The 21,807-nt window shown below is 65.3% G+C and carries 22 protein-coding genes; 6 read left to right on the forward strand and 16 right to left on the reverse strand.

Annotated elements, in window-relative coordinates:
* Nucleotides 1-49 precede the first annotated feature (49 nt).
* The 3 genes from ACPW96_RS20645 to ACPW96_RS20655 are packed head-to-tail and all read right to left on the reverse strand — an operon-like array spanning nucleotide 50 to nucleotide 2,922.
* Nucleotides 50-1,081 (reverse strand): 1-phosphofructokinase family hexose kinase, encoded by a 1,032-nt coding sequence (locus ACPW96_RS20645; protein ID WP_425885393.1) that lies wholly within the window; start codon nucleotides 1,079-1,081, stop codon nucleotides 50-52.
* Nucleotides 1,082-1,093: 12 nt separating this feature from the next.
* Nucleotides 1,094-2,029: a transketolase family protein gene (locus tag ACPW96_RS20650; protein ID WP_425885395.1), complete on the reverse strand. Its 936-nt coding sequence runs from the start codon at nucleotides 2,027-2,029 to the stop codon at nucleotides 1,094-1,096.
* On the reverse strand, nucleotides 2,026-2,922 hold the full coding sequence (locus tag ACPW96_RS20655; protein ID WP_425885397.1) for a transketolase: 897 nt from the start codon (nucleotides 2,920-2,922) through the stop codon (nucleotides 2,026-2,028). Before ACPW96_RS20655 ends, ACPW96_RS20650 begins: the two co-directional genes overlap by 4 nt.
* 60 nt (nucleotides 2,923-2,982) lie before the next feature.
* Here ACPW96_RS20655 and ACPW96_RS20660 point away from each other — a divergent pair, with 60 nt between their 5' ends.
* Nucleotides 2,983-3,822, forward strand: a complete 840-nt coding sequence (locus tag ACPW96_RS20660; RefSeq protein ID WP_425885399.1) for an IclR family transcriptional regulator — start codon at nucleotides 2,983-2,985, stop codon at nucleotides 3,820-3,822.
* A complete protein-coding gene (locus ACPW96_RS20665; protein ID WP_425885401.1) occupies nucleotides 3,819-4,583 on the forward strand; it encodes an IclR family transcriptional regulator in 765 nt (254 codons plus the stop codon). Before ACPW96_RS20660 ends, ACPW96_RS20665 begins: the two co-directional genes overlap by 4 nt.
* Nucleotides 4,584-4,644: 61 nt before the next feature.
* Here ACPW96_RS20665 and ACPW96_RS20670 read toward each other — a convergent pair whose 3' ends face one another.
* The 11 genes from ACPW96_RS20670 to ACPW96_RS20720 all read right to left on the reverse strand — a co-directional run bounded on the left by ACPW96_RS20670 (nucleotide 4,645) and on the right by ACPW96_RS20720 (nucleotide 17,475).
* Nucleotides 4,645-6,117 (reverse strand): NAD-dependent succinate-semialdehyde dehydrogenase, encoded by a 1,473-nt coding sequence (locus ACPW96_RS20670; protein WP_425885403.1) that lies wholly within the window; start codon nucleotides 6,115-6,117, stop codon nucleotides 4,645-4,647.
* 82 nt (nucleotides 6,118-6,199) lie between these two features.
* The gene (iolD, locus tag ACPW96_RS20675) at nucleotides 6,200-8,080 is read right to left on the reverse strand and encodes a 3D-(3,5/4)-trihydroxycyclohexane-1,2-dione acylhydrolase (decyclizing) (RefSeq protein WP_425885405.1); all 1,881 of its coding nucleotides are present in this window, start codon (nucleotides 8,078-8,080) and stop codon (nucleotides 6,200-6,202) included.
* 5 nt (nucleotides 8,081-8,085) lie between these two features.
* Nucleotides 8,086-8,952 (reverse strand): 5-deoxy-glucuronate isomerase, encoded by an 867-nt coding sequence (iolB, locus tag ACPW96_RS20680; protein ID WP_425885407.1) that lies wholly within the window; start codon nucleotides 8,950-8,952, stop codon nucleotides 8,086-8,088.
* A gap of 51 nt (nucleotides 8,953-9,003) precedes the next feature.
* Nucleotides 9,004-9,879: a sugar phosphate isomerase/epimerase family protein gene (locus ACPW96_RS20685; RefSeq protein WP_425885409.1), complete on the reverse strand. Its 876-nt coding sequence runs from the start codon at nucleotides 9,877-9,879 to the stop codon at nucleotides 9,004-9,006.
* Complete coding sequence (gene iolG / locus ACPW96_RS20690; protein ID WP_425885411.1) at nucleotides 9,876-10,886, reverse strand: inositol 2-dehydrogenase; 1,011 nt, start codon at nucleotides 10,884-10,886, stop codon at nucleotides 9,876-9,878. The genes ACPW96_RS20685 and iolG overlap by 4 nt, the downstream gene beginning before the upstream one ends.
* Nucleotides 10,883-11,965 carry a Gfo/Idh/MocA family protein gene (locus tag ACPW96_RS20695; RefSeq protein WP_425885428.1) on the reverse strand — a complete coding sequence of 361 codons (1,083 nt, stop codon included), beginning with the start codon at nucleotides 11,963-11,965 and terminating at the stop codon, nucleotides 10,883-10,885. Before ACPW96_RS20695 ends, iolG begins: the two co-directional genes overlap by 4 nt.
* Before the next feature lie 5 nt (nucleotides 11,966-11,970).
* Nucleotides 11,971-12,873, reverse strand: coding sequence for a sugar phosphate isomerase/epimerase family protein (locus ACPW96_RS20700; protein WP_425885413.1), 903 nt, complete (start codon nucleotides 12,871-12,873; stop codon nucleotides 11,971-11,973).
* Nucleotides 12,870-14,081 carry a Gfo/Idh/MocA family protein gene (locus ACPW96_RS20705; protein ID WP_425885415.1) on the reverse strand — a complete coding sequence of 404 codons (1,212 nt, stop codon included), beginning with the start codon at nucleotides 14,079-14,081 and terminating at the stop codon, nucleotides 12,870-12,872. Before ACPW96_RS20705 ends, ACPW96_RS20700 begins: the two co-directional genes overlap by 4 nt.
* Nucleotides 14,082-14,180: 99 nt before the next feature.
* A complete protein-coding gene (locus tag ACPW96_RS20710) occupies nucleotides 14,181-15,458 on the reverse strand; it encodes a sugar ABC transporter permease (RefSeq protein WP_425885417.1) in 1,278 nt (425 codons plus the stop codon).
* Nucleotides 15,455-16,267, reverse strand: a complete 813-nt coding sequence (locus ACPW96_RS20715) for an ATP-binding cassette domain-containing protein (protein ID WP_425885419.1) — start codon at nucleotides 16,265-16,267, stop codon at nucleotides 15,455-15,457. The genes ACPW96_RS20710 and ACPW96_RS20715 overlap by 4 nt, the downstream gene beginning before the upstream one ends.
* Nucleotides 16,264-17,475, reverse strand: a complete 1,212-nt coding sequence (locus tag ACPW96_RS20720) for a sugar ABC transporter substrate-binding protein (RefSeq protein WP_425885420.1) — start codon at nucleotides 17,473-17,475, stop codon at nucleotides 16,264-16,266. Before ACPW96_RS20720 ends, ACPW96_RS20715 begins: the two co-directional genes overlap by 4 nt.
* A 138-nt stretch (nucleotides 17,476-17,613) precedes the next feature.
* Between ACPW96_RS20720 and ACPW96_RS20725 the strand changes: the two genes are divergently transcribed.
* The 3 genes from ACPW96_RS20725 (at nucleotide 17,614) to ACPW96_RS20735 (ending at nucleotide 20,265) form a co-directional block, all read left to right on the forward strand.
* Nucleotides 17,614-18,645 carry a LacI family DNA-binding transcriptional regulator gene (locus ACPW96_RS20725; RefSeq protein WP_425885421.1) on the forward strand — a complete coding sequence of 344 codons (1,032 nt, stop codon included), beginning with the start codon at nucleotides 17,614-17,616 and terminating at the stop codon, nucleotides 18,643-18,645.
* 301 nt (nucleotides 18,646-18,946) lie between these two features.
* Entirely contained in the window at nucleotides 18,947-19,408 is a 462-nt protein-coding gene (locus ACPW96_RS20730; protein ID WP_425885423.1) for a WD40 repeat domain-containing protein, read from the forward strand.
* A complete protein-coding gene (locus ACPW96_RS20735; protein WP_425885425.1) occupies nucleotides 19,375-20,265 on the forward strand; it encodes a substrate-binding domain-containing protein in 891 nt (296 codons plus the stop codon). Before ACPW96_RS20730 ends, ACPW96_RS20735 begins: the two co-directional genes overlap by 34 nt.
* A gap of 362 nt (nucleotides 20,266-20,627) precedes the next feature.
* Here the strand turns inward: ACPW96_RS20735 and ACPW96_RS20740 are convergent, their stop codons facing one another.
* Nucleotides 20,628-20,972, reverse strand: coding sequence for a hypothetical protein (locus tag ACPW96_RS20740; protein WP_425885427.1), 345 nt, complete (start codon nucleotides 20,970-20,972; stop codon nucleotides 20,628-20,630).
* A 123-nt stretch (nucleotides 20,973-21,095) separates the two neighbouring features.
* Between ACPW96_RS20740 and ACPW96_RS20745 the strand changes: the two genes are divergently transcribed.
* Nucleotides 21,096-21,233 carry a hypothetical protein gene (locus tag ACPW96_RS20745; protein WP_425821745.1) on the forward strand — a complete coding sequence of 46 codons (138 nt, stop codon included), beginning with the start codon at nucleotides 21,096-21,098 and terminating at the stop codon, nucleotides 21,231-21,233.
* Between the two features lie 21 nt (nucleotides 21,234-21,254).
* Here the strand turns inward: ACPW96_RS20745 and ACPW96_RS20750 are convergent, their stop codons facing one another.
* Nucleotides 21,255-21,440, reverse strand: a complete 186-nt coding sequence (locus ACPW96_RS20750) for a hypothetical protein (protein WP_425821747.1) — start codon at nucleotides 21,438-21,440, stop codon at nucleotides 21,255-21,257.
* Nucleotides 21,441-21,807 lie beyond the last annotated feature (367 nt).

Genomic DNA, 21,807 nt, shown 5'->3' on the forward strand with positions numbered 1-21,807 from the left:
ATCCCCCGCCGACCCGGCCTGCACTCCACGATGCTTATCCTCGACATATTCACTCCCTTTTGGCCAACGGAAACGTGTCGTGGTGCAACGGCATGGACCGAGGGGGAACCTCGAGCTGGACGCGCGCTGGCTCGATGTTCTCGGGGACGATGGTTGGAGAGATGAGGCCGACCGCTGCCCGTCCCCATCGCACGGCACGCGTCAGCGCATGCTCGAGTGCTTGCTGCTCGTCTTCGCCCCGCCACAGTGTTATCAATCCCGCCAAAGCAGCATCACCCGCCCCCGTGGTGTTGACGACGCGCGACGGAGACGTGCGCGCCCAGATCTGCCGGGTCGGCGTGACGATGACGGCCCCTTGACGCCCCAGGCTGACCAACACAGCGCGCAGTCCGTGGTCCACGAGTCGGGAAGCAGCGTCCACCGCATCCCCCAACGTGTCGATTGACCGTTCGACGAGCTCTTCGAGTTCGTGGATGTTCGGTGAGATCAAATCGATCGGAATCCCGCGACGCAGCCAATCCGCGACGACCGAGCCCGGCGAGTCCAGGCACAGCCGACCATCGGTCCTCAGCGCGATCTCCAGGAGCGCGGACGGATCGACTCCGTGACCATTGCTGGTCGGGGGCAGACTCCCCCCGACGACGACCCACTCGGCGCGCAACTGGTCCGCGGCCCGCCCTACAGCGTCGTGCAGACCATTCCAGTCAATGTCACTCAGCGCATGTGCGGCCTGGTTGATGTTCGTCGTAACGCCGTCGGCGCCGATAACGACCGCGTTCACCCGGATGGATTGCGGCACCGGAACGACATGGAACATGTCGATGTCTTCGACGAGTGCGCCGGCATCCTCCAAACTGAGCGGGAGCACGGCCGCGACAGCATTGCCAGCGGCGCTCAGGTCGCGGGCGAGATTGACGCCGTTGCCGGCGATGTGTGCCTCGATATGCCGAGCTCGATTGACATGCCCTGTCTTGAGCCCGTCGACCACATAGACCCGGTCGACGGCTGGCGCGGGAGTCAGCGAGACGACCCGCGTCCGGACTCCCGAATCCTCAATCCGCGGAATCATCGTCGTAGCCACGAGGGACACGATTCACCTGGCAGTGACGTGCAGGCTCGCCTTGACGCTCTGCGCGACGCGCTCCGGTGAGAGTCCGTACTTGTCCAGCAGGAAGTCATTCGGGGCAGACTCCGACCAGCGGTCTTCAAGCCCGATTCGGGTCAATCGAATGCCGCCGACTTCCGAGACCACCTCTGCGACGAGTCCTCCGAGGCCGCCGATACGGCTGTGCTCCTCGACCGTGATGACGTGATCCTCTTCGCCTATCAGGTCGAGCAGGGCCTTCTCATCGAGGGGCTTAAGGGTCGCGAGATGAATCACGCGGGCATCGATCCCCTCCTCGGCGAGCAGGTTCGCCGCATCGACCGTGCGAGAGCTTTGGACGCCCGTTGAGATGAGCGTCACTCCCGTGCCTTCGCGAACCACCACCGGCTTTCCGGGCTCGAACACGACATCCGCGGTGAAGAGCGGGGTCACGGCATCGCGCGCGAATCGTGCGTACACGGGCCCCGGGTGCTCCGCCGCCCACCGGATGACGGCTGCTGCCTCGTACTCGTCTGCCGGGGCGATGACGGTGATGTTGGGCATCGCCCGCATGATCGCGAAGTCCTCGATGTCCTGATGGGTCTTGCCGCTGGAGCCGTTGAGCAGCCCGCTGTAGGCAGCGGCGATGCGGACCGGAGCCTTCGTCTGCGAGACCAGCATGCGAATCTGGTCGATCGCGCGGTGAGTGAGGAAGACACCGAAGGTCGACAGCCAGGGGCGGTAGCCGAGCGTGCTCAGCCCGAATGCCATGCCGACCATGTTCTGCTCGGCGATGCCGATCTCGATGAAGGCATCCGGCTGCGCATCGGCGACGATATCGGCACGTGTCGAGGTGGCGAGATCGCCATCGAGCACGACCAGGGTGGGGTCCGTAGCGGCGAGCTTGGCGAGCGTCTCGCCCCACACCACGCGTTGGGCCTTCATTCGTTGTGTCCTTCCTCGGCGAGCTCTGCGAGCTCGGTGCGGGCGAGTTCAAGCTGCTCGTCGGTGGCGATGCCGTTGTGCCATTTGTAGGTGCCGCTGGTGAAGGAGATGCCGTGTCCCTTTGTCGTGTTCGCAATGATCACGGTCGGAGCACCGGCCTTTCCGCGGTTCTCGGCAACGGTCGTGTACGCCTCGAGAATGGCGTCCCAGTCGTGACCGTCGATGGACAGCGTGTTCCATCCGAATCCGCGGAACACGGCCTCGAGGTCGACATGACCCATCGGTTCGCTTCGGTCGAATCGGTCGCCTTCGGCAGCCGGCCAGCCGTACTGCTGCAGCCCGTTGAGATCGATGATCAGTGTGAGGTTGTCGAGCTGGAAGCGCGGTGCGGAGATCACGGTCTCCCAGACCATGCCCTCCTCGATCTCGCCGTCACCCACCATGACCCAGGTATGGAAATCCTTGCCGAGGCGCTTGGCGGCGAGCGCCATGCCGGCACCGACGGCCAGGCCCTGACCGAGTGAACCGGTCGATGAGTCCACGCCCGGAGTGAGCAGCATGTCGGGGTGACCCTGCAGCCGAGAATCTCCGTGGTCGAAGGTCGCCAGTTCGGCCTCGGGGAAGTATCCGCGCAGGGCGAGCACCGTGTACAGGCCGATGGCCGAGTGGCCCTTCGAGAGGATGAACCGGTCGCGGTCGGGCTCAGACGGGTTGGCCGGGTCGATCCGCAGCTGACGGAAGTACAGCGCGATGAGCAGATCCGTTGCCGACAGCGGGCCCCCGATATGGCCGGCCTTGCTTGCGGCGACGGTGTTCACAATGTGCCAGCGTGCGCGGCGAGCCAGAGCGTCCAGCTCGGTCGACTCAACGCTGAGGTGCTCGAGAACGGTCATATCTCCCCTTGCAGAAGTAGTAGGTGGGTCCAAAGTATCATTCAACGGACGCGGTGTCTAGTGAGTGATATTGTCGTGATTGACAGGATGCGTCCACGACGTGAAAATCAGCCCATGACAGTTGACGGCGATGCGGGTGGGATGGAGATCCTGCAGAAATCGGGCGCCATCGTGTCCGCCTTAGAGGAACTCGGAGAAGCAACCGCGCAGACACTTGCCGCTCGTACGGACGAGCCCGTGAGTTCTACGTACCGATTGCTGTCCTCTCTGCGAGAAATCGGCTGGGTTGACCCTGCGCCGCGGCGAGGCTATTTCCGTCTCGGTGTTCGGCTCGTGCGGATCGGCAGCCTGCTCGAGGACCAGGTGAATGTTCGCGACGCGTGCAAGCCCGCGCTCGAGGAGCTGCGCAGACGAACCAACGCCACCGCCTTCCTGTGCTTCCTCCGCAGCGACACCGCCGTCTGCGTCGAACGTCTGGACGGACGCGACGTCCATTCCCTTGCCATGCGACTGGGTGACTCGCTCCCCCTCTTTCGAGGCGCCGCGCCACTCGCGATTCTGGCGTTCGTCGCTGAGAGCGAGCGCGAGGCCATTTTGGCGCGGCTGTCGGACCGCCGTCGCAATGGAGAAGCCATCCCCTCGGATGCGTCACTTCGCGAGGCGATCGCCTCCACGCGCTCGCGCGGCTACTCCTTGTCCGATGAGGACGTCACACCGGGGATCGGAGCGATCGGCGCGCCCGTCTTCAATCACAGAGGGGAGCTCGAGGGAGCGATCTCGGTCAGCGGCCTCCGGAACCAGATTCTTTCCGGCCAACTGCCCGTGCCTCAACTCACCATGCAGGCCGCCGATGACGCCAGTCGCGCACTCGGCTACCGGAAGGAGCTGATTGCCGGATGAAGCCGATCAAGGTCCTGGTCAACGCGGACGACGTCATCGACGCACTGAGCAAGGAGGGCGCCCTGACTCCAGCGGAGATCGCCGACCGCGTGGGGATCCCGCGACCCAGTGTGTATCGCCTGCTGGATGGCCTGAACGCTGTCGGATTCACGGAGGCGCTTCCAAACTCCAAGACTCAACTCAGTCTGCGATGGCTTCACCTCGCGGATCACGCACGAGCTGGGATGCGCGAGTGGACCGATGCGCGCAGCGTCCTGGCAGACCTTGTCGAGCGCACGGGCCAGACCGCCTACCTTTCCGTCCTCCGCAACAACGAAGCCGTCTGCGTGGAATGGGAGCAGGGCAGGGGTATCGGCGTTCTCGTGCTCAAGCCGGGTCGCACCCTTCCGCTGAATGCCGGGGCTGCCGGCCGCACGCTTCTCGCGTTCGGCGCCGATGTCGAGGCCTACTTGGAGCGAACGAGTCGGAAGCGATTCACGAAGGCGACGCTCGTCGGTGAAGATGAGCTGCGTGCGGATGTCGTGGCGACGCGGGAGCGCGGGTACGCAGTGTCTGACGAAGATGTCACGGACGGGATCGGAGCATTGGGAGTGCCCGTCGGCAGCCCCACGGTGAAAGCGATCGGCGCCCTCTCGTTGGCAGGGCTCGCCCCCGACATGACGGCTCGACGGGAAGACTTCGTCGACGAACTGCGACGTGCAGCGAATCGGCTCTCCCCACGCCCCGCCGCTGACGGCGAGGAACCCACGACCACCGGGTGAGCAGTCAGCCGGAGCGTTGGTTCAACGACGTCGGCTGGAGTGTCAGCCTCGATGAGTCAGCTCACCAGGAGACGGCGATGTACTGGCTCTCCATGTATTCGAGAAGGCCTTCGGCACCGCCCTCTCGTCCGATGCCGCTCTGCTTCATTCCGCCGAAGGGCGCGGCGGGATCCGAGACGAGGCCTCTATTGATCCCGACCATGCCCGATTCAATCTGCTCGCTCACGCGCAGCGCGCGGGCGAGGTCCCCGCTGTAGACATAGGACACCAGCCCATACGGCGTGCCGTTTGCGAGGTCGATCGCTTCCTGCTCGGTCTGGAACGTCACGATCGGCGCGACCGGCCCGAACACCTCGTGATCCAGGATCTCGGCATCTGGCCGCACGCCGGTGAGAACCGTGGCGGGATAGAAGAAGCCGTCGCCCTCGGGCACTAACCCTCCCACCACCACGGTGGCACCCTCGGCGACGGCTCCGGTCACCAGGCCATGGATGTCGTCGCGGGCTCGCTCGTTGATGAGCGGACCCAGCTTGACGGCGGGGTCCAGCCCGTTCCCGAGGGAAAGTGCCCCCATCTGTGCCGAGAGCTCGCGGCTGAAGGCCTCGGAGACCCCCGCCTGCACATAGAAGCGGTTGGCAGCCGTGCACGCCTCTCCGCCGTTGCGCATCTTGGCGATCATGGCGCCGGCGACGGCGTCCTTCACGTCCGCATCGTCGAAGACGATGAACGGGGCGTTGCCGCCGAGTTCCATCGACGTCTTGAGGACGTTGTCCGCGGCCAGCCTCATGAGGTCGACTCCGACCTCGGTTGAACCGGTGAAGGAAAGCTTGCGAGTGCGCGGGTCGTGGATCATGGCGCTGACGACGGGCCCGGAGCGGCGGCTCGGGAGCACGTTGATCACCCCCGCCGGGACGCCTGCCTGCTCGAAGATAGTCGCGAGCGCGAGGGCTGTGAGCGGAGTGTCGCTCGCGGGCTTGAGTATGACTGTGCACCCGGCAGCCAGCGCGGGACCGATCTTGCGCGTTGCCATCGCCGCGGGGAAGTTCCACGGTGTGACGAGGATGGCGATCCCGACCGGACGGTGGGTCACGAGGATGCGGTTCGCTCCCGAGGGAGCCGTCTGGAGTGCTCCCGGGATGCGGACCGCCTCCTCGGAGTACCACCGCAGGAACTCGGCAGCGTAGAGGACCTCGCCGCGAGCGTCGGAGAGGATCTTGCCGTTCTCCGCGGTGATGAGCGAAGCCAGATGGTCTGCGGCCTCGATGATCAGCTCGTAGGCGCGCAAAAGGATCGTCGCACGGGTGCGCGGCGGTGTCGACGCCCATTGAGCGGCTGCGGCATCCGCAGCATCGACCGCGGCGAGGGCGTCCTCCGGGCTCGCGCTGGCGACGGTCGCCAGAACGGTGTTCGTCGCCGGGTCGAAGACATCGAAGGTCTGACCGTCGCTCGCCGCACGCTCTTCACCACCGATGATGAGGCCGGTCGGAACGGTTCGGAGGAATGTGGCAACGGAGTCGGTGGTGAGTGTCGGCACAGCGGTCTCGTTTCAGGTGATGGAGATGGTTTCGCGCCCGCCGCAGGCAAACAGCTGGAGAGTATGCCGCGGCGGCGACGAATCAGAGGTAAAGGTGCTGCGCGGCGCGCTTCTCTTCGTAAGCAGCGCGAGCGTTCTGCGTCGACTCGAGGGTGGACACTTCGGCGACGGGCACATCCCACCAAGCGCCGGACCCGCCGAAACGGGCCTGGGCGTCGACCTGTACGTACACCACACTGGTTCCGTCGTAGGCCTTGGCCTCTTCGAGTGCGCGGGTGAAGTCGGCCGCGTTGTCCGCCGACCAGACCTTCGCCCCGTAGCTCGCCGCATTGGCCGCGAAATCTACTTCGAGCCGTGCGCCGTTGTGCATGGACCCGTCCCCGCGCTCGTTGAACCGAGTGCCGAAGGTCTGGGAGCCGAGCGTGTCGGAGAGCGCCGCAATCGATCCATAGCCGTAGTTGTCGACGACGACGAACGTGATCTTCAGATGCTCCTGCACAGCGGTGAGGATCTCCTGCGACAGCATCAGGTAGGTGCCGTCGCCGATCAGGCCGAACACGTGGCGGGACCGATCCGCGAGCGCGTTGCCGATCGCGCCCGGGATCTCGTACCCCATGCAGGAGTTGCCGTACTCGATGTCGTAGCCCTTGCTGGACCCCGGACGCCACAGTCGATGCAGGTCGCCCGGCATCGAGCCGGCCGCGTTGACGATGACGTCACGCTCGCCAGAGACCGCATTGAGGATGCCGAGCATCTGCGCCTGCGACAGCGTGCCGCCGTCATCCACCTCGATGATCCGATCGATCTCTGCCCGCCATTCGGTCGCACTCGCAATGGCTGCCTCGCGGCCGGCGTCGGCCACGCTCCACCCGCCGAGCGCCTCGAGCAGGTCGTCGAGGGTCTCGCGGGCATCACCCACGAGCGCCGTCGCGGCCTCCTTGAGAGCGTCGATCTCCGCGACGTTGATGTTGACGAATCTGACGTCCGGGTTGGCGAACAGCGTGTTCGACGCGGTGGTGAAGTCGGTGTAGCGGGTGCCGATGCCGATGACGACATCCGCCTCCCCGGCGATGTCGTTGGCGAAGCGTGATCCGCTCGCTCCCAGGGCGCCCAAGGCGAGTGGGTGCTCGTGCGGCATCGCCGCCTTGCCTGCCTGCGTCACGCCGACACCGATCCCGGTGGCCTCTGCGAACCGGACCAGCTGGTCGATCGCATCCGAGTAGATGACGCCGCCACCGGCGATGATGACCGGGCGGCTGGCCGCCTTGATGATGTCGGCGGCACGGTGGATCGCTGCCCGGTCGGCGCGGTTGCGCGCCACGTGCCAGACCCGGTCGGCGAACAGCGCCTCCGGGAAGTCGAACGCCTCGGCTTGCACGTCCTGTGGCAGAGCGATCGTGACCGCACCCGTGTCGGCAGGACTCGTCAGCACGCGCATCGCCTCGAGCAGAGCGGATGCCAGCTGCTCCGGTCGCATGATCCGGTCGAAGTAGCGCGACACCGGACGGAACGAGTCGTTGGCTGTCACATCCATCGAATAGGGCATCTCCTGCTGCTGCAGCACGGCGCCGGTCGCACGTGTGGCGAACACGTCCGAGGGCAGGAGCAGCACGGGCAGATGGTTCACCGTCGCGGTCCCGGCGCCGGTCACCATGTTCGTGGCACCCGGGCCGATCGACGTGGACACCACGAGCGCGCCGAGCCGGTTGCGCATCTTGGCGTAGCCGATGCCGATGTGCACCATGCCCTGCTCATTGCGGCCCTGGTAGTACGGGAACTCGTCCTGGTACTGCAGCATGGCCTGCCCGAGGCCGGCGACGTTGCCGTGTCCGAAGATGCCGAAGCCGCCGCCGAAGAACTTTTCGGTGGTTCCGTCGCGCTCGACATACTGCGCCTGCAGAAAGCGGATGACGGCCTGGCCTACGGTGAGGCGGATGGTGGGGTGAGACGTGTTCTGCGTCATTGCATTCAGTCCTGTTCGTGGGAGGAGGAAGGCTGGGGATAGCGGGGGATGAAGGGCACGCGGGAATCGGTGCCCAAGATGGTCCACTCGTCCTGCAGTGGCGCGAGGGTCGGATCCTGGAACGCCTGCAGTGTCCTCTCGGGAGCGGGCCCCGCCAGGACATTCAGGTAGTAGAGGTCGTGCCCGTGCGCCGCGACGGTGGTGTGATACGACCACGGCAGCACGCAGATGTCGCCGTCGCGCACGGTCTCGGCAAGGTCGAAGCCTCGCTCCGGGGAATAGGCGCGCTGGATCGCCCACCCCTTCTCCGGATCCCGGAGCCGGTAGTAGTAGGTCTCCTCGAGCTCGGATTCGCCGTCATGGTCGTGTTCATGCTTGTGCGGCGGGAAGCTGGACCAGTTGCCGCCAGGAGTCCATACTTCGACGACCAGCAGCCGATCCGCCGGGAAGCCAGGAGGGATCGGCGTCGCCACCTGCCGGGTGGCGTTGCCGCCCCCGCGTGCCTCGACGCCGAGATCGTCGGGAGTGACCAGTCGGACTTCGTGCCTGGTCGTGGCGGGGGCAGACGCGATCGCGACCTCGGCTCCATCCGGAGCGGTGATCAAGACCTCGGTGTCCCGTGGCACATACAGGGTGTAGCCCAGACCGTCGAAGACGCTGCTGCGCCCACCGAAGACGATCTCCTCGCCGTCGATGATCGCCGTAACGATGCCGGAGAGGGGAACGAGTGCTCGCTCCTGCTCGTCCGCGGCGATCGTGAGGCTCTCACCCGGCGAGAACGACTTCACGGAGAAGCCGACGTATGTCCAGCCGGCCAATTCGGGCGTGATCGTTTCCCACTCCCCGGCCTTAAAGATCTGAGGCTGCGACATTGAAATCCCTTTCCTGCTCATCAAGATACTATCAGACGGACGGTTCGTCCATTAAGTGCGAACTTCTGATGTTTCCGCCGCGAGTTCGAATGCGCGGAGTGCGGACTCGCGGGCGAGATGGAGACCGTCGACGAGAGGGCGGCCGCGGTGCTCGACGGAGAGGATCTCCACGCCCCACGCGCCCTGATATCCCATGTCTTGAATGGTCCGGATGAAGCCGACGACGTCCTGGTCCCCCTCGGTGAGCAGGGTGCGCCGGTCCCGCGTGTCTTCGAACAGGGTCCCGACTATCCGCTGTCGAGCATCGCTGAGCTCGACACCGAAGATGCTGTCGACCGGGACTCGCGCGGCGAGTTCTTCCAGAGACGTGTCGGCGCGAAAAACGTGCCAGTAGTCGACGACGAGTCCGGCGGATGAGTGGTCGACCGCGCGAACGAGATCTGCACCCTGGGGCATTGATGCGACCATCGCGAAGGGCAGAGGTTCCAGGGCCACACGCGTTGCCGCCGTCGCTGCCTGTTCCGCGAGGTGGCGCATCGGATCAACAAGGGGTGTGATGTCATCCATCGGGGCGCCGAACGCGGTTCCGAGTTTGATGAACTGGGCACCCAGTTCATGGGCCGCCCGAAGGAGCAGGTCCCACGTGGGTCTCCACAGGCGATCATCCGATTGCCACCAGCCGCCCGCGATCTCGACCTCGATGTGTGTCAGACCGAGCTCGATGGCGACTTGTCGCAGCGCAGCGAAGCCGATGGTGTCATCGACGTGGCGCAGGTCGTCCTGCCCGAGGCCGAAGCCGTTCCAGCCTGTGGCCGCGATTGCACGCAGTCGATCGAGCGGATCATGAGGGCTGCGCTCACTGGGATCCAGAGGTGCGACCGCCCCCGCACTGGTCCAGCAGGTCGCTACCAGAGGTGGCGCGGTCATGCGCGCAGGTCCACTGAGACGCTCGCGCCGGTCCGGGCCGACTGCTCGGCGGCATCGGCGAGGACGAGGGCGGCCCGGCCGTCCTCGAAGCCGGGACTGGTGGATGCTTCACCGCGCACAGCCCGCAGGAACTCGATGAGCTCGAGCCGGTAGGCGTCGACGTACCGTTCGAGGAAGAAGTTGTAGTACGGGCCGACTGCCTCCACCGTTTCGCCGGTGAAGGCCCGAACGACATCGGGGCCGACGTTGCCGACCTGCAGCAGGCCCCGCTCTCCGAAGGCTTCGAGCCGCTGGTCGTATCCGTAGGCACTGTGCCTCGAGTTGGTGATCGAGATCAGCTCGTCGCCGGCACCACGCAGCACGAGCTGAACGGCGTCGTAGTCGCCGAGTTCTGCGGCGGAAGAGTCGAACTGGTTTGCGCCCCGGGCGGTGACCTCGACGATGTCAGGGACGAAGAAGCGCGCCATGTCGAGGTCGTGGATCGTCATGTCCCGGAAGATGCCCCCGGAGACAGCCACGTACTCCTTCGCCTGCGGGGCAGGGTCGCGGCTGGTGATCGTCAGCTGCTCCAGTCGGCCGATCTCTCCGGCCGCAACCCGGCGGTGCACGCCGGCGAAATGAGGATCGAATCTGCGGTTGAAGCCGAGTGCGAACGGAACCGATGATGATGCGGCACGAGCTCGCAGACTGTCCACCTTCGCGAGGTCGAGGTCGATGGGCTTCTCGCACAGCGTCGGTATGCCGGCATCCAGAGCGGCGGCGATGAGCGACACATGTGTCGGCGTCGGAGAGGCGATGATGACCGCGTCGACGTCGCCGGCGGCGAACACGTGGTCGGGGATCGTCGTGACCTGTCCGCCGTACCGTGCGGACAACGAGGTTGCGCTCTGCTCGAACGGGTCGCAGACCCACGTCAGCTGAGCATCGTCGATGGCGGCGATGCTGCGCGCGTGAACCTGGCCGATGCGCCCAGTGCCGATCAGACCGATCCGAGTCGGGGTACTCATGAGACAGCCTCCAGAGCCTCTTGGTCGATGTCGACGGTCTGTCCCGTCGCGAGTGATCGCGCCGCGGCCAGCGCCACTCGTAACGCGTCTATCCCGGCGCGGGGTGGGCTGGCGTTCTCGCCGCGCCCGGTGGCGAGGCTGATGAATGCATCGACCTCGTGACGGAACGCGAGCTCGAACCTGTCGATGAACTGCTGGTACGGCGCCACGGGCGGGCGCCCGCCGGCCTCTGTAGATGTCACCGGTGTGCGATCGCTGATTCCGGTTCCGTAGGTCCCTGCACTGCCGAACACCTCGAGGCGCACGTCCTGCCCGGCGTCGTTTCGGCGCGTGCCTGACACCGTCGCGATGGCGCCGGATTCCAACTCGAGTACGGCCACCGCTGTATCGATGTCGCCATGACGCGCGTGCGCGGCGGCATCGAGGACCGTGCCCTGCGCGTGCACGCGAACGATCCGCTGACCGGTCACCCACGGGATGATGTCGAAGTCGTGAATGAGAAGGTCACGCCAGATGCCACCGGATCGGGGAATGTAGTCCACGCTCAATGGCAGCCGGTCATGATCGACGGCTGCGACGACGCGCAGAGTTCCGAGATCTCCACTTCGCACATGGTCGCGGAGGGCACGGTGAGCAGGGTCATACCGGCGGTGGAAGGCGATCATGACCGGCGAGCCCGTCGCCTCCAGTCGTTCACACGTCGCCTCGAGCGTGGCCAGATCCAGTGCGAGCGGCTTCTCGACGAGGGCCGGCACCCCGGACTCCGCAGCAAGGACGGACAGTTCGGGGTGCGTTTCGGTGGATGTGGCGACGATGACTCCGTCCAAGTCCGGCAATGCTGCCGCGAACGGGGCGGCCGATGCCGTCACCCTGCCGGGCGTCCGCCCGCGTCGCGCATGCTCTCCGGCGAGTTCGTCGGGCGCGTCATCCGCTATCGACGCCGTCACCAGCTCCACGGCTGCCTGCGTCCTGCCTGCGTCGCGGCCGATCAGTACGACCTCGTCGACGCCATCGGCCTGAGCGGCGTTGCGCGCGTGCATGATGCCCACACGGCCGAGCCCGACGACACCGATGCGCATGCCTGTCACGACGCCTCCGCAGCGAGCTCGGCGAGCACCCCACGCAGATACCGCACGCTCTCGCGCGCATCGGTGAGCGGCCCCTCGCCGGCACCCGGCATTTCCTGCACGACTTTGTCCTGCTCGAGCACGAACCAGCCCGTATAGCCGCTGTCCATCAGACTCTTGACGATGGCGCGAACGTCGACGTCTCCCTGCCCCAGTGGTCGGTAGAGGCTGTCGGCGACGATCGCGTCGAAGTAGCTGATCCCGCCATCCTTCACCCTCTGCATGCCCGGGATGGCGACATCCTTGAGGTGAGTATGGGCGATGCGGGCGGCGTGGGCCTCAGCGAAGGCGACCGGATCGGTGCCGCCGATCATCAGGTGTCCGGTATCGAAGCAGAACGGGATCGACGAATCCGCCAGCACCCGATCGACGTCTTCGGCGGTCTCCACCATCGATCCCACATGCGGGTGCAATGCTGCGGTGACGCCTCGGTCTCGCGCGGCATCGCTGATTCGATCGAGGTTGCCGAGCAGCGTCTGCCACTGCTCATTTGTCATCTCTTCGCGAGTCGTGTCGTAGCCGTCGAGGCCTGTCACCGCGCAGACGATGAGGATGTCGGCGCCCGCGGCGGCATAGTCGTCGAGCTCGCGGAGAATGCGAGGCAGTGGATCGACATCCGGCTGGTGCATCACCACCGGGACGAAGCTGCCGACAGCCGTCAGGTCGTATGAGGCGAGGGTGCTCGCCTTGTCGGCGGGAGCCGGCGGGAGAAAGCCGTCGGGACCGATCTCGGTCGCGAGCAGGCCCAACTCTCGCATCTCCGACAGCACCCGATCGGGGGAGAGCTGCACGCCCCATTCGGCCACTTCACTGATGCCCCAGCTGATCGGGGCTCCTGCGATCTTTGCGGAAGTGCTCACGCGCTGGTCTCCTTCGTATTGCTGGTGTTGCCCGGTACGACAGGAGTGTGCACCCAGTGCCCGGATGCCGCCGATTCTTCTGCAGCGCTGAGGACCTGTGCCGAAGCGAGCGCGTCTGAGATGTTCGACCCTTCAGCCGGTCCGCCGGTGGCCGAGACGAGGAACCTCTTCGCCTCGATGATCTTCAGGTCGTCGTATCCCATCCCCGTACCGGAGCTGGGCTGGAAGCGGTCGTATTCGGGAAAGGTTCGGTCGGCGAAGACGCGGGTGTACCCGACGTGGGATCCGGCCCGTCCGATCGCGACCTCGATCTCGTTCAGCCGTTCGAACTCCCAGCGCAGTGAGCCTTCGGTGCCGAAGATCTCGAACCCGTACTCCGACTTGGGCCCGACCGCGATGCGGGATGCTTCGAGGCTCCCAAGGGCGCCTGCCGCAACCGCGGAGTCGTCGAAACGGATCAGCATGGTCGCGTAATCTTCGTTTTCGACGGGCACGCGCTTCCCTTCTTGCGGGGTGCCTTTGAGCCCAGGGCGTTCGGTCAGGTAGGTCCCCGTGACAGCGGTGACCGAACCGATCGGGCCGAGCAGGTAGTGGATGAGGTCGGCGAGGTGACCCATGAGGTCGTTGAGGACACCGCTGCCACTCTGCTCCCGCTCGAAGCGCCACGTGAAGGGGTCTTCGGGGTTGGAGGAGAACCCGCCGAAAAAGCGTCCCCGTACGTTGGTGATGGTTCCGATCGTGCCGTCGTTGATCAGCTGCCGGGCGTGTTCGACAGCGGGGACGTGGCGGTAGTTGAAGCCGATCGCCGTGGGAACACCGGCCTTGGTCGCAGCGTCGCGTACCGCTGCTGTCTCGGTCGAGGAGCGCCCGACCGGCTTCTCGACCCAGAACGGCTTGCCCGCTTCGGCTGCGGCGATGGCGATCTCGGCGTGGAGGAAGTTCGGCGCGCAGATTGAGACCACGTCGACCTCGGGGTCGGCGAGCACTTCACGGTAGTCGCTCACGGTGCGGGCGAAGCCGAGGACGTCTGACGCGTAGTCCCGGCCGGCCGCCGCGGTGTCGGCGGCGGTGACGAGCCGAGTCCGGAGCCCCAGTTCGGGATAGAAGAACGGCAGTACAGAGTAGGCACGGCTGTGCAGTCGCCCCATCCAGCCGACGCTGATGAGGCCGACACCGACGGTGCGGGGGGTTTCGCCTGAGGCGGTCACGGACATCTCCTGAAAGGGTAAGAGCGGGTAGGCCGCCGGTGTTCTTGGGATTCGAGGCGCTGGCCGGCACATGATTTGCCGAGCCGGCCAGCGCGCCGGTTACTTCGTCGTGGGCCCGGTGGCTCGTTCGATAGTCCGGTCCAGGGTGACGGCGAGGACCAGCAGGACGCCGGTGACGACCAACTGCACCTGCGTTTCGACACCCATCAGGTTGAGGCCGTTGCTCACCGTTCCGATGACCAAGGCGCCCAGCAGTGCCGAGGATGCACGGCCTCGGCCACCGAAGAGACTGACACCGCCGATCACGGCCGCGGCGATGGAGTTCAGCAGCAGTGCGCCGCCACCGATGCCACCGCCCGAGGCAACCGACACACCGAGAAGCCGCGATGCCGCGATCACCCCTGCGAGTGCCGCGAGGCCGCCGCTTATCCCGAAGGCGATGACCTTGATGCGCCCGACGGAGATGCCCGATCGCGCAGCCGCGTCGACGTTGCCGCCTACCGCGTACAGATGCAGACCGAAGCGCGTCTCACTGAGGAGGTAGCCCGCGAGGCCCAGCAGCACCATGAAGATCACGACCGGCAGAGGGACGCCCTGGCTGCTGTTCAGCGCGAGGACGAGGATCCCCCCGATGATGGTCATCGCCGCTACGGGGAGGACGACCACTCGAACCAGTGATGTGTCAATCCCGAAGGCACGATTGCGTCTGTAGCGACTGAGCGCGAGCACTGCGACGGCGACGACTGCCACGAGCAGGAACCCCCACGACCAGATTCCGGTCAGGTAGGTCCCCGCGATGTCCTCGATGCCGGTGCCGAGCAAGCTGTACCGACCGGATTCTGGTAGCAGTGCCAGCTGGATTCCATTGAGCACGAGCCCGAGCCCGAGGGTGACGACGAACGTTGGTACGAGGAATCGGGTCGCCCATGTTGCGGTCAGGATGCCGATGAGGACACCGACCGAGATTGCGGACACGATTGCGAGCCATCCTGGTAGTCCCGACTCGACAACCAATTTGGCCATCAGGACCGAAGTCACGCCGCTGATCGCCGCGACCGACAGGTCGATCTCCGCGACGAGAAGGATGAACACGAGGCCGAGGGCGATGGTTCCGGTCACCACTGTCTGCACGAGCAGGTTGGAGATGTTCCGGCTTGAGAGGAATACATCCGACTGGGTGGAGAAGAAGATCACCAGTGCGAGCAGCGCGACGAGCACCGGCAGGGCGCGGAAGTCGGTCGCCAACGCCGTGAGCATCTGACGGCGGCCCGGTGGCGTCGGGGTCTGGATCGTTCCGGATGGAGTTTCGATTGCGATATCTGTTTCGGGATCGCCTACGCCGGTCGTGCCGGCAGGCCCCGTGATGTGTGCGTTCATCCTGCTGAGTTCACTCCCTCGTTGCCGCCGACCATCGAGTTCACGATGGTCTCGCCGCTGACTTCCTTGGAGTTGAAGCGCGCGGCGACCCGGCCGAGCCGGAGGACGTAGGTGGTATCTGTGACATCGACGACGAACTGGTGGATGTCGTGCGAGACGACGAGGACCCCGAGTCCGTCGGCGGCGAGGCCCTTGATGAGCGCGCCAACTTGAGCTGCGGCGCTGTGGCTGAGGGCTGCGGTCGGCTCGTCGAAGAGGACGAGCTTGGGCTTCCACAGGATCGATCGGGCGATCGCGATGTTCTGGCGCTGACCGCCGGACATCGCTCCGACCGGGCGCGTCAGTGAGATGCTGTCCAGCCGCAGCTGTCGGAGCACCTCTTTGGCTCGCTTCTGCGACTCGGCCCGCTTGATGCGCCGCCCGAACATCGGCGCGCCGGCAAGCTCGCGACCCAGGAACAGATTCTGCACGGCGTCGAGGTTGTCGCACAGGGCGAGGTCTTGGTAGACCGTCTGGATGCCGAGCGATGTCGCGTCGTTCGGAGACTTTATTTCGACCTGCTTGCCGTCGAAGAAGTACTCTCCCTCGTCGGGCCGGACGATGCCGGCCACCGTCTTGATGAGGGTGGATTTGCCGGCGCCGTTGTCACCGACGAGCGCCACGACTTCTCCCGGTCGGATCTGGAGGTCCACGCCTCGGAGCACGTTCACGGCGCCGTACGACTTCTTGATCCCTGTGAGGCTGAGGATGGGGGGCAGGCCCTCGAATTCCCTCGGTCGCCTGACCGCCTGGGCGGTGTTGTCGCTCATTGGAGCTGCTCCTTGCAGATGTCGGTGTCCTCGGCGCCCTGGCAGATCTGATCCCAGGTCCACACCCCGGCATCAACGACGTCCTGGATGTTGTCGATCGTGACGTTCTCGACGGGAAGGAATACGGCCGGGATCTTCGCGAATTCGTTGTCGACCTCGCCGTTGACCAAGTCCTCCGGGACTGCGTCCCCTGCAAGGAGTGCCGCGGTGATCTTGGCCGCCGCTTCAGCCTCGAGGCGCAGATCTTTGAAGACGGTGCTGTCCTGGAAGCCCTGAACGATGTAGTTCAGAGACTCGACGGTGGCGTCCTGCCCAGCGGTGACGGGGATCTTACCCTCCAGGCTTTGCGTGGTCAGTGCAGCGATGGAGGCCCCGGCGAGGCCATCATTCATCGCAACGATGAGGTCGAGATCGTTGCTCTGCTGAGCGAGGCAGTCCTCCATGAACGCCTGCCCTTCCACCGGGTCCCAGTTGGTGATGTTCTGTTCGCAGACGACTTCGATCTTGCCGCTGTCGACCAGTGGTGAAAGATGCTCGTCCTGTCCCTTGGTGTACTGCTCGGTGCCGTACTCGCCCGGGTTGCCCATGATGCGGGCCACCTTCAAGCCGTCTCCCTCCATGCCTTCGATGAGCTCGGCGGCGCGCTCGCCTTGCTCCTGGCCCACAGCGAGGGAATCGAAGACGACCTGAGCTTCGGCGGGGCCGCCGATGGCGTCGTGGTCGTACAGCACCACCGGGATCCCGGCCTGCTCGGCGAGCGTCAGCGATCCGGCCGCGAGGTTGGCGTCGGCGGAGACCAGCACGATGACCGACGCGCCCTGGGTGATGGCGTCCTCGACCTGTTGCTGCTGCTTGTCAGGGTCGCCCTCGGCGTTGAGGACCGTCAGCTCCGCATCTGGTGCTTCAGTGGCGAGCGCCTCTTCGAAGTATGGTGCGTCGCGCGCTTCGAAGCGCGTGGTGGTCGAGTTCGGCAGCATCATGAAGACCTTTTCGCCGTCTCCCCCACCGCCGTCGCCTGAGGCCCCCGCGCTACCGCCCCCGGAGCACCCGGCCAATGCGATCGTGAGTGCGCTGATCCCAACGATCAGCGGAGTGAACTTCTTCATTGAATGTCCTTCGTTGCTATGGGAATGGCAACGGCGCGATCGAACGCGAGATCCGAGAGCGCAGGTTTCGCTGCCAGCATGAGCGGAATTGGACCGGTCCATGTAGGTTCATCATGAGCGCCCAGCACTGACATGTCAAGAACTTTCTCTCTCATAGCGGACGGGCGTGTCACGTTGTGATAATTACTCCAAGCCTGCGGTGCCGCATTTGCTGGGCCGCTGACGGCGGATCGGAGAAGAATGACCAAGCGAGCGACCATTCGCGACGTTGCGGAGCGCGCCGGCGTCTCGAAATCCCTGGTGTCGCTCGTGTACGCGAAGCCACAGGCAGTCAGCGAGGCCCGACGCATGCGGGTGCTCGCCGCTGCCTCTGAGTTGGGTTTTCGGCCGAACCTCGTCGCTCAGTCGTTGGCGGGCAACGATGGCGGCTTCATCGCGATCCTCGTCGCCGACCTCCACAATCCCCTCTTCGCCGAGATTGTGGATTCCGCCCGCCTGACGTTGGCGTCGTCCGGTGAAGTCAGCCTGATGACCAGTGCGGCGCTGCCCAGTGTCGATCGACAGCCCGTCCTCGACCGCCGGCTGCTGCGCCTGTTCCACGATCTTCGCCCAAAAGGAATCCTCGTCGTCGGATCGATTCCCGACATGCACGAGATCGCCGCCCTGGCACTCGATGTACCCACGGTTGTCGCGAGCGCTATCCCAGAGGGGCTTCCGAACGCGCGTATCGTGCGCGGCGACGACCAGGCCGGGATCCGCCTCGTCGTCCAACATCTCGCGGCTCTTGGGCACACACGTATTGCGCACATCGGCGGGCAAGGGGGTGCTGTCGCCACCGAACGCGCCGCCGCCTACCACGCCGCCATGGGTGCCCTGGGACTCGCCACATCAGTACATGTCGCGCCCGCAGACTACTCCGAGTCCGCTGGTCATGCTGCTGCGGAGCAGCTCCTAAACGGCGAGTTTCCTCCTACTGCCATCACAGCAGTGAACGATCTTGCTGCCGTGGGGGCCATGGCGGCAATCGCAGGCTATAGAGAGCGGACAGGTAAGCGCGTAGCACTTACCGGATACGACAACACCTACATCTCGGGCCTGCGGGAGATCGGTCTGACCAGTGTCGACCCAGGCAATGCCGCCATCGGGAGCCTTGCAGCGAAAATGCTGATCAAGCCCGCGGGCGAGGTACAGGAGTTCGAGCACGTTGCGACGCCAACACTGGTGGTCCGTCGATCATCAGTCGAGAACTCAAAGGTTGGCGACGTCGCATGATCGAGGACGGTCGCACTGAGCGGTCTATTCTCCACAGCGAACTGTTGCTCGCGCAGAGCTATCGCGCCACACTAGCCGACCGGCTTTCCGAGCTCCGCCTTCGGTTGTCGGCCCGTCGAGCGCAACACGCGTTGAAGCCACCTTCGGCAACAATCGCGTCGCAGGATCGGGCGTGCGATTCGGAATTGGACGCCATCCGAAAGACGATAAGGCTGCTTCGACGCGAGGAATATCGAATCGCTCGCGAGATCAGGACTCTCCGGATGCTGGGGGCGTCGCTCCGTGCGGGCGACTCACAGAGTTGAGCCTCGCTGACGGACGCATCGCCACCGGCGGGTACGACGGCCGGGTCCGAGTCTGGGCGCCCCACCACCCGGGCCCCGTCGAACTCGGCACCGCCATCGCACCTGGCCTCCCCAACCGCTCCGTCGGCGCGGTCACGGCGCTCCCCGACGCACGCATCCCGACCGGCGGAAGAGACAACCGGGTCTTGATCTGGGACTCCCACCATCCGGGTACGCCCCTCGAACTCGGCACCCACGACGACTGGGTGGGGTCGGTGATTGCCCTGCCCGATGGACGCATTGCGACGGGCGGCGATTGTAAGGTCCGGATCTGGAACCCGCACCGCCATGGCACACCCGTAATCGAACGGAATGAGAGATCAACCTCGCTCGCGGTCAGCGGCGTGAACCAGGATTACCTCGTAGTCGCTAACGGCATCACGCTGTGGCGGATCACGAGCTCGCGATCGGCAGCGTGATCCCAAGGGTTCGTCCCTCCATGCTCGACTATCGACCCAATCTCGCCGCCAAATCCCTCGCCGAAAGATCCAGCCGCGTGATTCTTCTCGAGTTGCCGGCGGCACCGTATGGCGCCATGACGTTCCGCGTCATGGCCGAGTTGATCGCCGCCCTGGCAGCGCGCGGATACGCTGCATCGGTGCATCTGGACACGTCCACCCGTCACTCGCTCGTGGCGACCGCTTTGCAACTACGGCCCCGAGCAGTGCTGGTCAACCAACCGCTTGGCGCCGATGACCGGCAACGGCTGGTGGATGCCGGGATCGACACCGTGGTGGTGCCGACAGAGGCCCTGCGCGACCTGGAGATGCGAGGCAGCCAGTTAAGAATCGGTCATTTGCGGGACCGTGGACACCGCCGCATCGCGATAGTCGAGCGCCCCATTCCGGAACTGGATGGCGCGATCGTCGGTCGGCGCCAGTCCGTCCTGGCTACTGCACGTGACGCTGGCATGGATGAACCGGCGGTGCTCAGCCTCACCGAGCTCGGTGTACCGGCCGCCGCCGCCGTTCGCCGCCTCCGGGAGGACGGTATCACCGCAATCTGCGCATTCAACGACGATGTAGGACTGGCAGTTCTGCGCGCGATCGCCGACGCCGGATTGCGCTGCCCCGACGATCTCGCAGTAATCGGTGCGGACAATACGTTCGCCGGCGGGGTCGCATTCCCTCCCCTGACCACCACCGCGCCTGATGCAGAGCGAGTGGCCAAGATCATCGCTCCAGCGACACTCGCCGCCCTTGGCGTGGAGGGCGGTGAGGAGTCACCCGCCGCGTCGGACGTAGCGATCGAACTCGTCGTGCGCGGCTCCACGTAGAGTTCACTAGGACCGTCTCGGCTCTTCCCCGCTATCGCGAACTCGTGACGCCACTCCGCCAGAAAGTCGCTGATGCCTGACTGTCGGGGGTCACCTCGCCCGCCGAACTAAAAGCCTTACAGCCCTGGCTTTGCGGGCCCGCATGTCCCGTCCGAAGAGGTGCCCGGGCGGTATCGCCAGAGAACGCATCAGATGGTCTTGCGTAGTCCGCGCGGTTTGCCATTTCCGGCTCGGACACGGAAGCGGTCACATCCGACGAGATCATCGACGAAGACCTTCCCGCCCTGGTGCGGGATGAGGCCAGTCTGCTTCGCGACAACGCCGACGAGTTCTCCTTCTCACTCACCGCAACCGAGTTCGGGTCAGATCGAGCCTGGGAGTTCGACGCCTGAGCCAACCTGCCCGCCCGGATCTGAGGGCTCGGGGACAACGACCAGTCCAGTGTGCGAATTCGCGGACTTCATCAGCGCGTCTAACCATGCCCGATTCAGGACCGGTCGCCGAGAGTCGTGGAACCTGTACATCATCGAGCAATTCGGATGAACCCACACGCTGGAGCTGCCACCACCAATGCTGTTGTCGTCCTTCCACGAGAAGTGGAACGATTCGCCTCGCCGCATCTTGCTGCCGATCACCGCTTGCAGATGCCAGAGGGTCCGGTCATCGAAGTCCGCCCTCAGCACCGTGCCGTACGTGAGCTTTCCCATGGCGGGCCTCCCGAGATTCGTGTTCGCCCGACCTGCGGTAGTGCACCAGGGCTTGGTTCCGCTTGAGCCGACGAGCTGGATGCATCTAGGCTCGTCGCCATCTGCGCGTCTGGGCCTACGGTCGTGACCCTCGCCCGGAAGCTCGGCGCCCCGTTCCGCACATCGACGCTGCTCCGCGCCGCCGATCCACCTGGCACGACGCCGCACGAGCATCGCTTAGCGATCCTCAGCGAGACGAACATCACCAAGACCCGGTTGTAGAGATTCGCAATGCTTCTGCACTCAGCCCGTTCTCACGACTTGCGGTCGGAGCACCTTGAGCTTGCGATCGGGGGAGCTCAAGATAGCCATCGCCGCCTCAAATCCCGCCTTGAAGTCGATTTCTGCATTTTCGAGTGCTTCCTCGCCGATATCTTGCAGGGCGATAGATCGGGCGTACGCACGCCAGGCAGCTTCACGGGCGTCCATGGGCGTGTGGCTCCTTTCTTGCTGGCCTAAGTGGCCGCGCCGCTGCAGGCCGAGCCGGACCATCAGCGGAGAAGGCGTGGAGTATTGGTGGCCAGAGCACGCACACCCTCCGGCGGTGGGTCGCCACCGACGAGGCTGTGTGACCCGGTGGCGAAGCTACCCGGCCTAGATAGCTGCTACGCAGTCCTGCACGAGGGTGTGGGGATGCCCCGGGGTGGCCGTACCCCGGGGCATCCGTTTGGGTGGGTGTTCAGCCGCCGTATTGTGCGATCAGCCGCTCGATCAGCGCTTTGGTGCGCGGGGGGACCGGCTTGCCTTGCAGGTAGTCGTCGAACCTGGGACCGACGACGTCGCGGATCCTTTCGGC

The organism is Micromonospora sp. DT81.3 (assembly GCF_049847225.1).
GTDB lineage: Bacteria > Actinomycetota > Actinomycetes > Actinomycetales > Microbacteriaceae > Microbacterium.

What these genes read in the sequence shown, in the direction of transcription:
- ACPW96_RS20665 (WP_425885401.1), top strand. Translation starts at nt 3,819, where the DNA reads ATGAAGCCGATCAAGGTCCTGGTCAACGCGGACGACGTCATCGACGCA.
- ACPW96_RS20725 (WP_425885421.1), top strand. Translation starts at nt 17,614, where the DNA reads ATGACCAAGCGAGCGACCATTCGCGACGTTGCGGAGCGCGCCGGCGTC.
- ACPW96_RS20720 (WP_425885420.1), bottom strand. Translation starts at nt 17,475, where the DNA reads ATGGACCGGTCCAATTCCGCTCATGCTGGCAGCGAAACCTGCGCTCTC.
- ACPW96_RS20695 (WP_425885428.1), bottom strand. Translation starts at nt 11,965, where the DNA reads ATGCGCATCGGTGTCGTCGGGCTCGGCCGTGTGGGCATCATGCACGCG.
- ACPW96_RS20650 (WP_425885395.1), bottom strand. Translation starts at nt 2,029, where the DNA reads ATGAAGGCCCAACGCGTGGTGTGGGGCGAGACGCTCGCCAAGCTCGCC.
- iolB (WP_425885407.1), bottom strand. Translation starts at nt 8,952, where the DNA reads ATGTCGCAGCCTCAGATCTTTAAGGCCGGGGAGTGGGAAACGATCACG.
- ACPW96_RS20710 (WP_425885417.1), bottom strand. Translation starts at nt 15,458, where the DNA reads ATGAACGCACACATCACGGGGCCTGCCGGCACGACCGGCGTAGGCGAT.
- ACPW96_RS20685 (WP_425885409.1), bottom strand. Translation starts at nt 9,879, where the DNA reads ATGACCGCGCCACCTCTGGTAGCGACCTGCTGGACCAGTGCGGGGGCG.
- ACPW96_RS20740 (WP_425885427.1), bottom strand. Translation starts at nt 20,972, where the DNA reads ATGGGAAAGCTCACGTACGGCACGGTGCTGAGGGCGGACTTCGATGAC.
- ACPW96_RS20655 (WP_425885397.1), bottom strand. Translation starts at nt 2,922, where the DNA reads ATGACCGTTCTCGAGCACCTCAGCGTTGAGTCGACCGAGCTGGACGCT.
- ACPW96_RS20750 (WP_425821747.1), bottom strand. Translation starts at nt 21,440, where the DNA reads ATGGACGCCCGTGAAGCTGCCTGGCGTGCGTACGCCCGATCTATCGCC.
- ACPW96_RS20715 (WP_425885419.1), bottom strand. Translation starts at nt 16,267, where the DNA reads ATGAGCGACAACACCGCCCAGGCGGTCAGGCGACCGAGGGAATTCGAG.
- iolG (WP_425885411.1), bottom strand. Translation starts at nt 10,886, where the DNA reads ATGAGTACCCCGACTCGGATCGGTCTGATCGGCACTGGGCGCATCGGC.
- iolD (WP_425885405.1), bottom strand. Translation starts at nt 8,080, where the DNA reads ATGACGCAGAACACGTCTCACCCCACCATCCGCCTCACCGTAGGCCAG.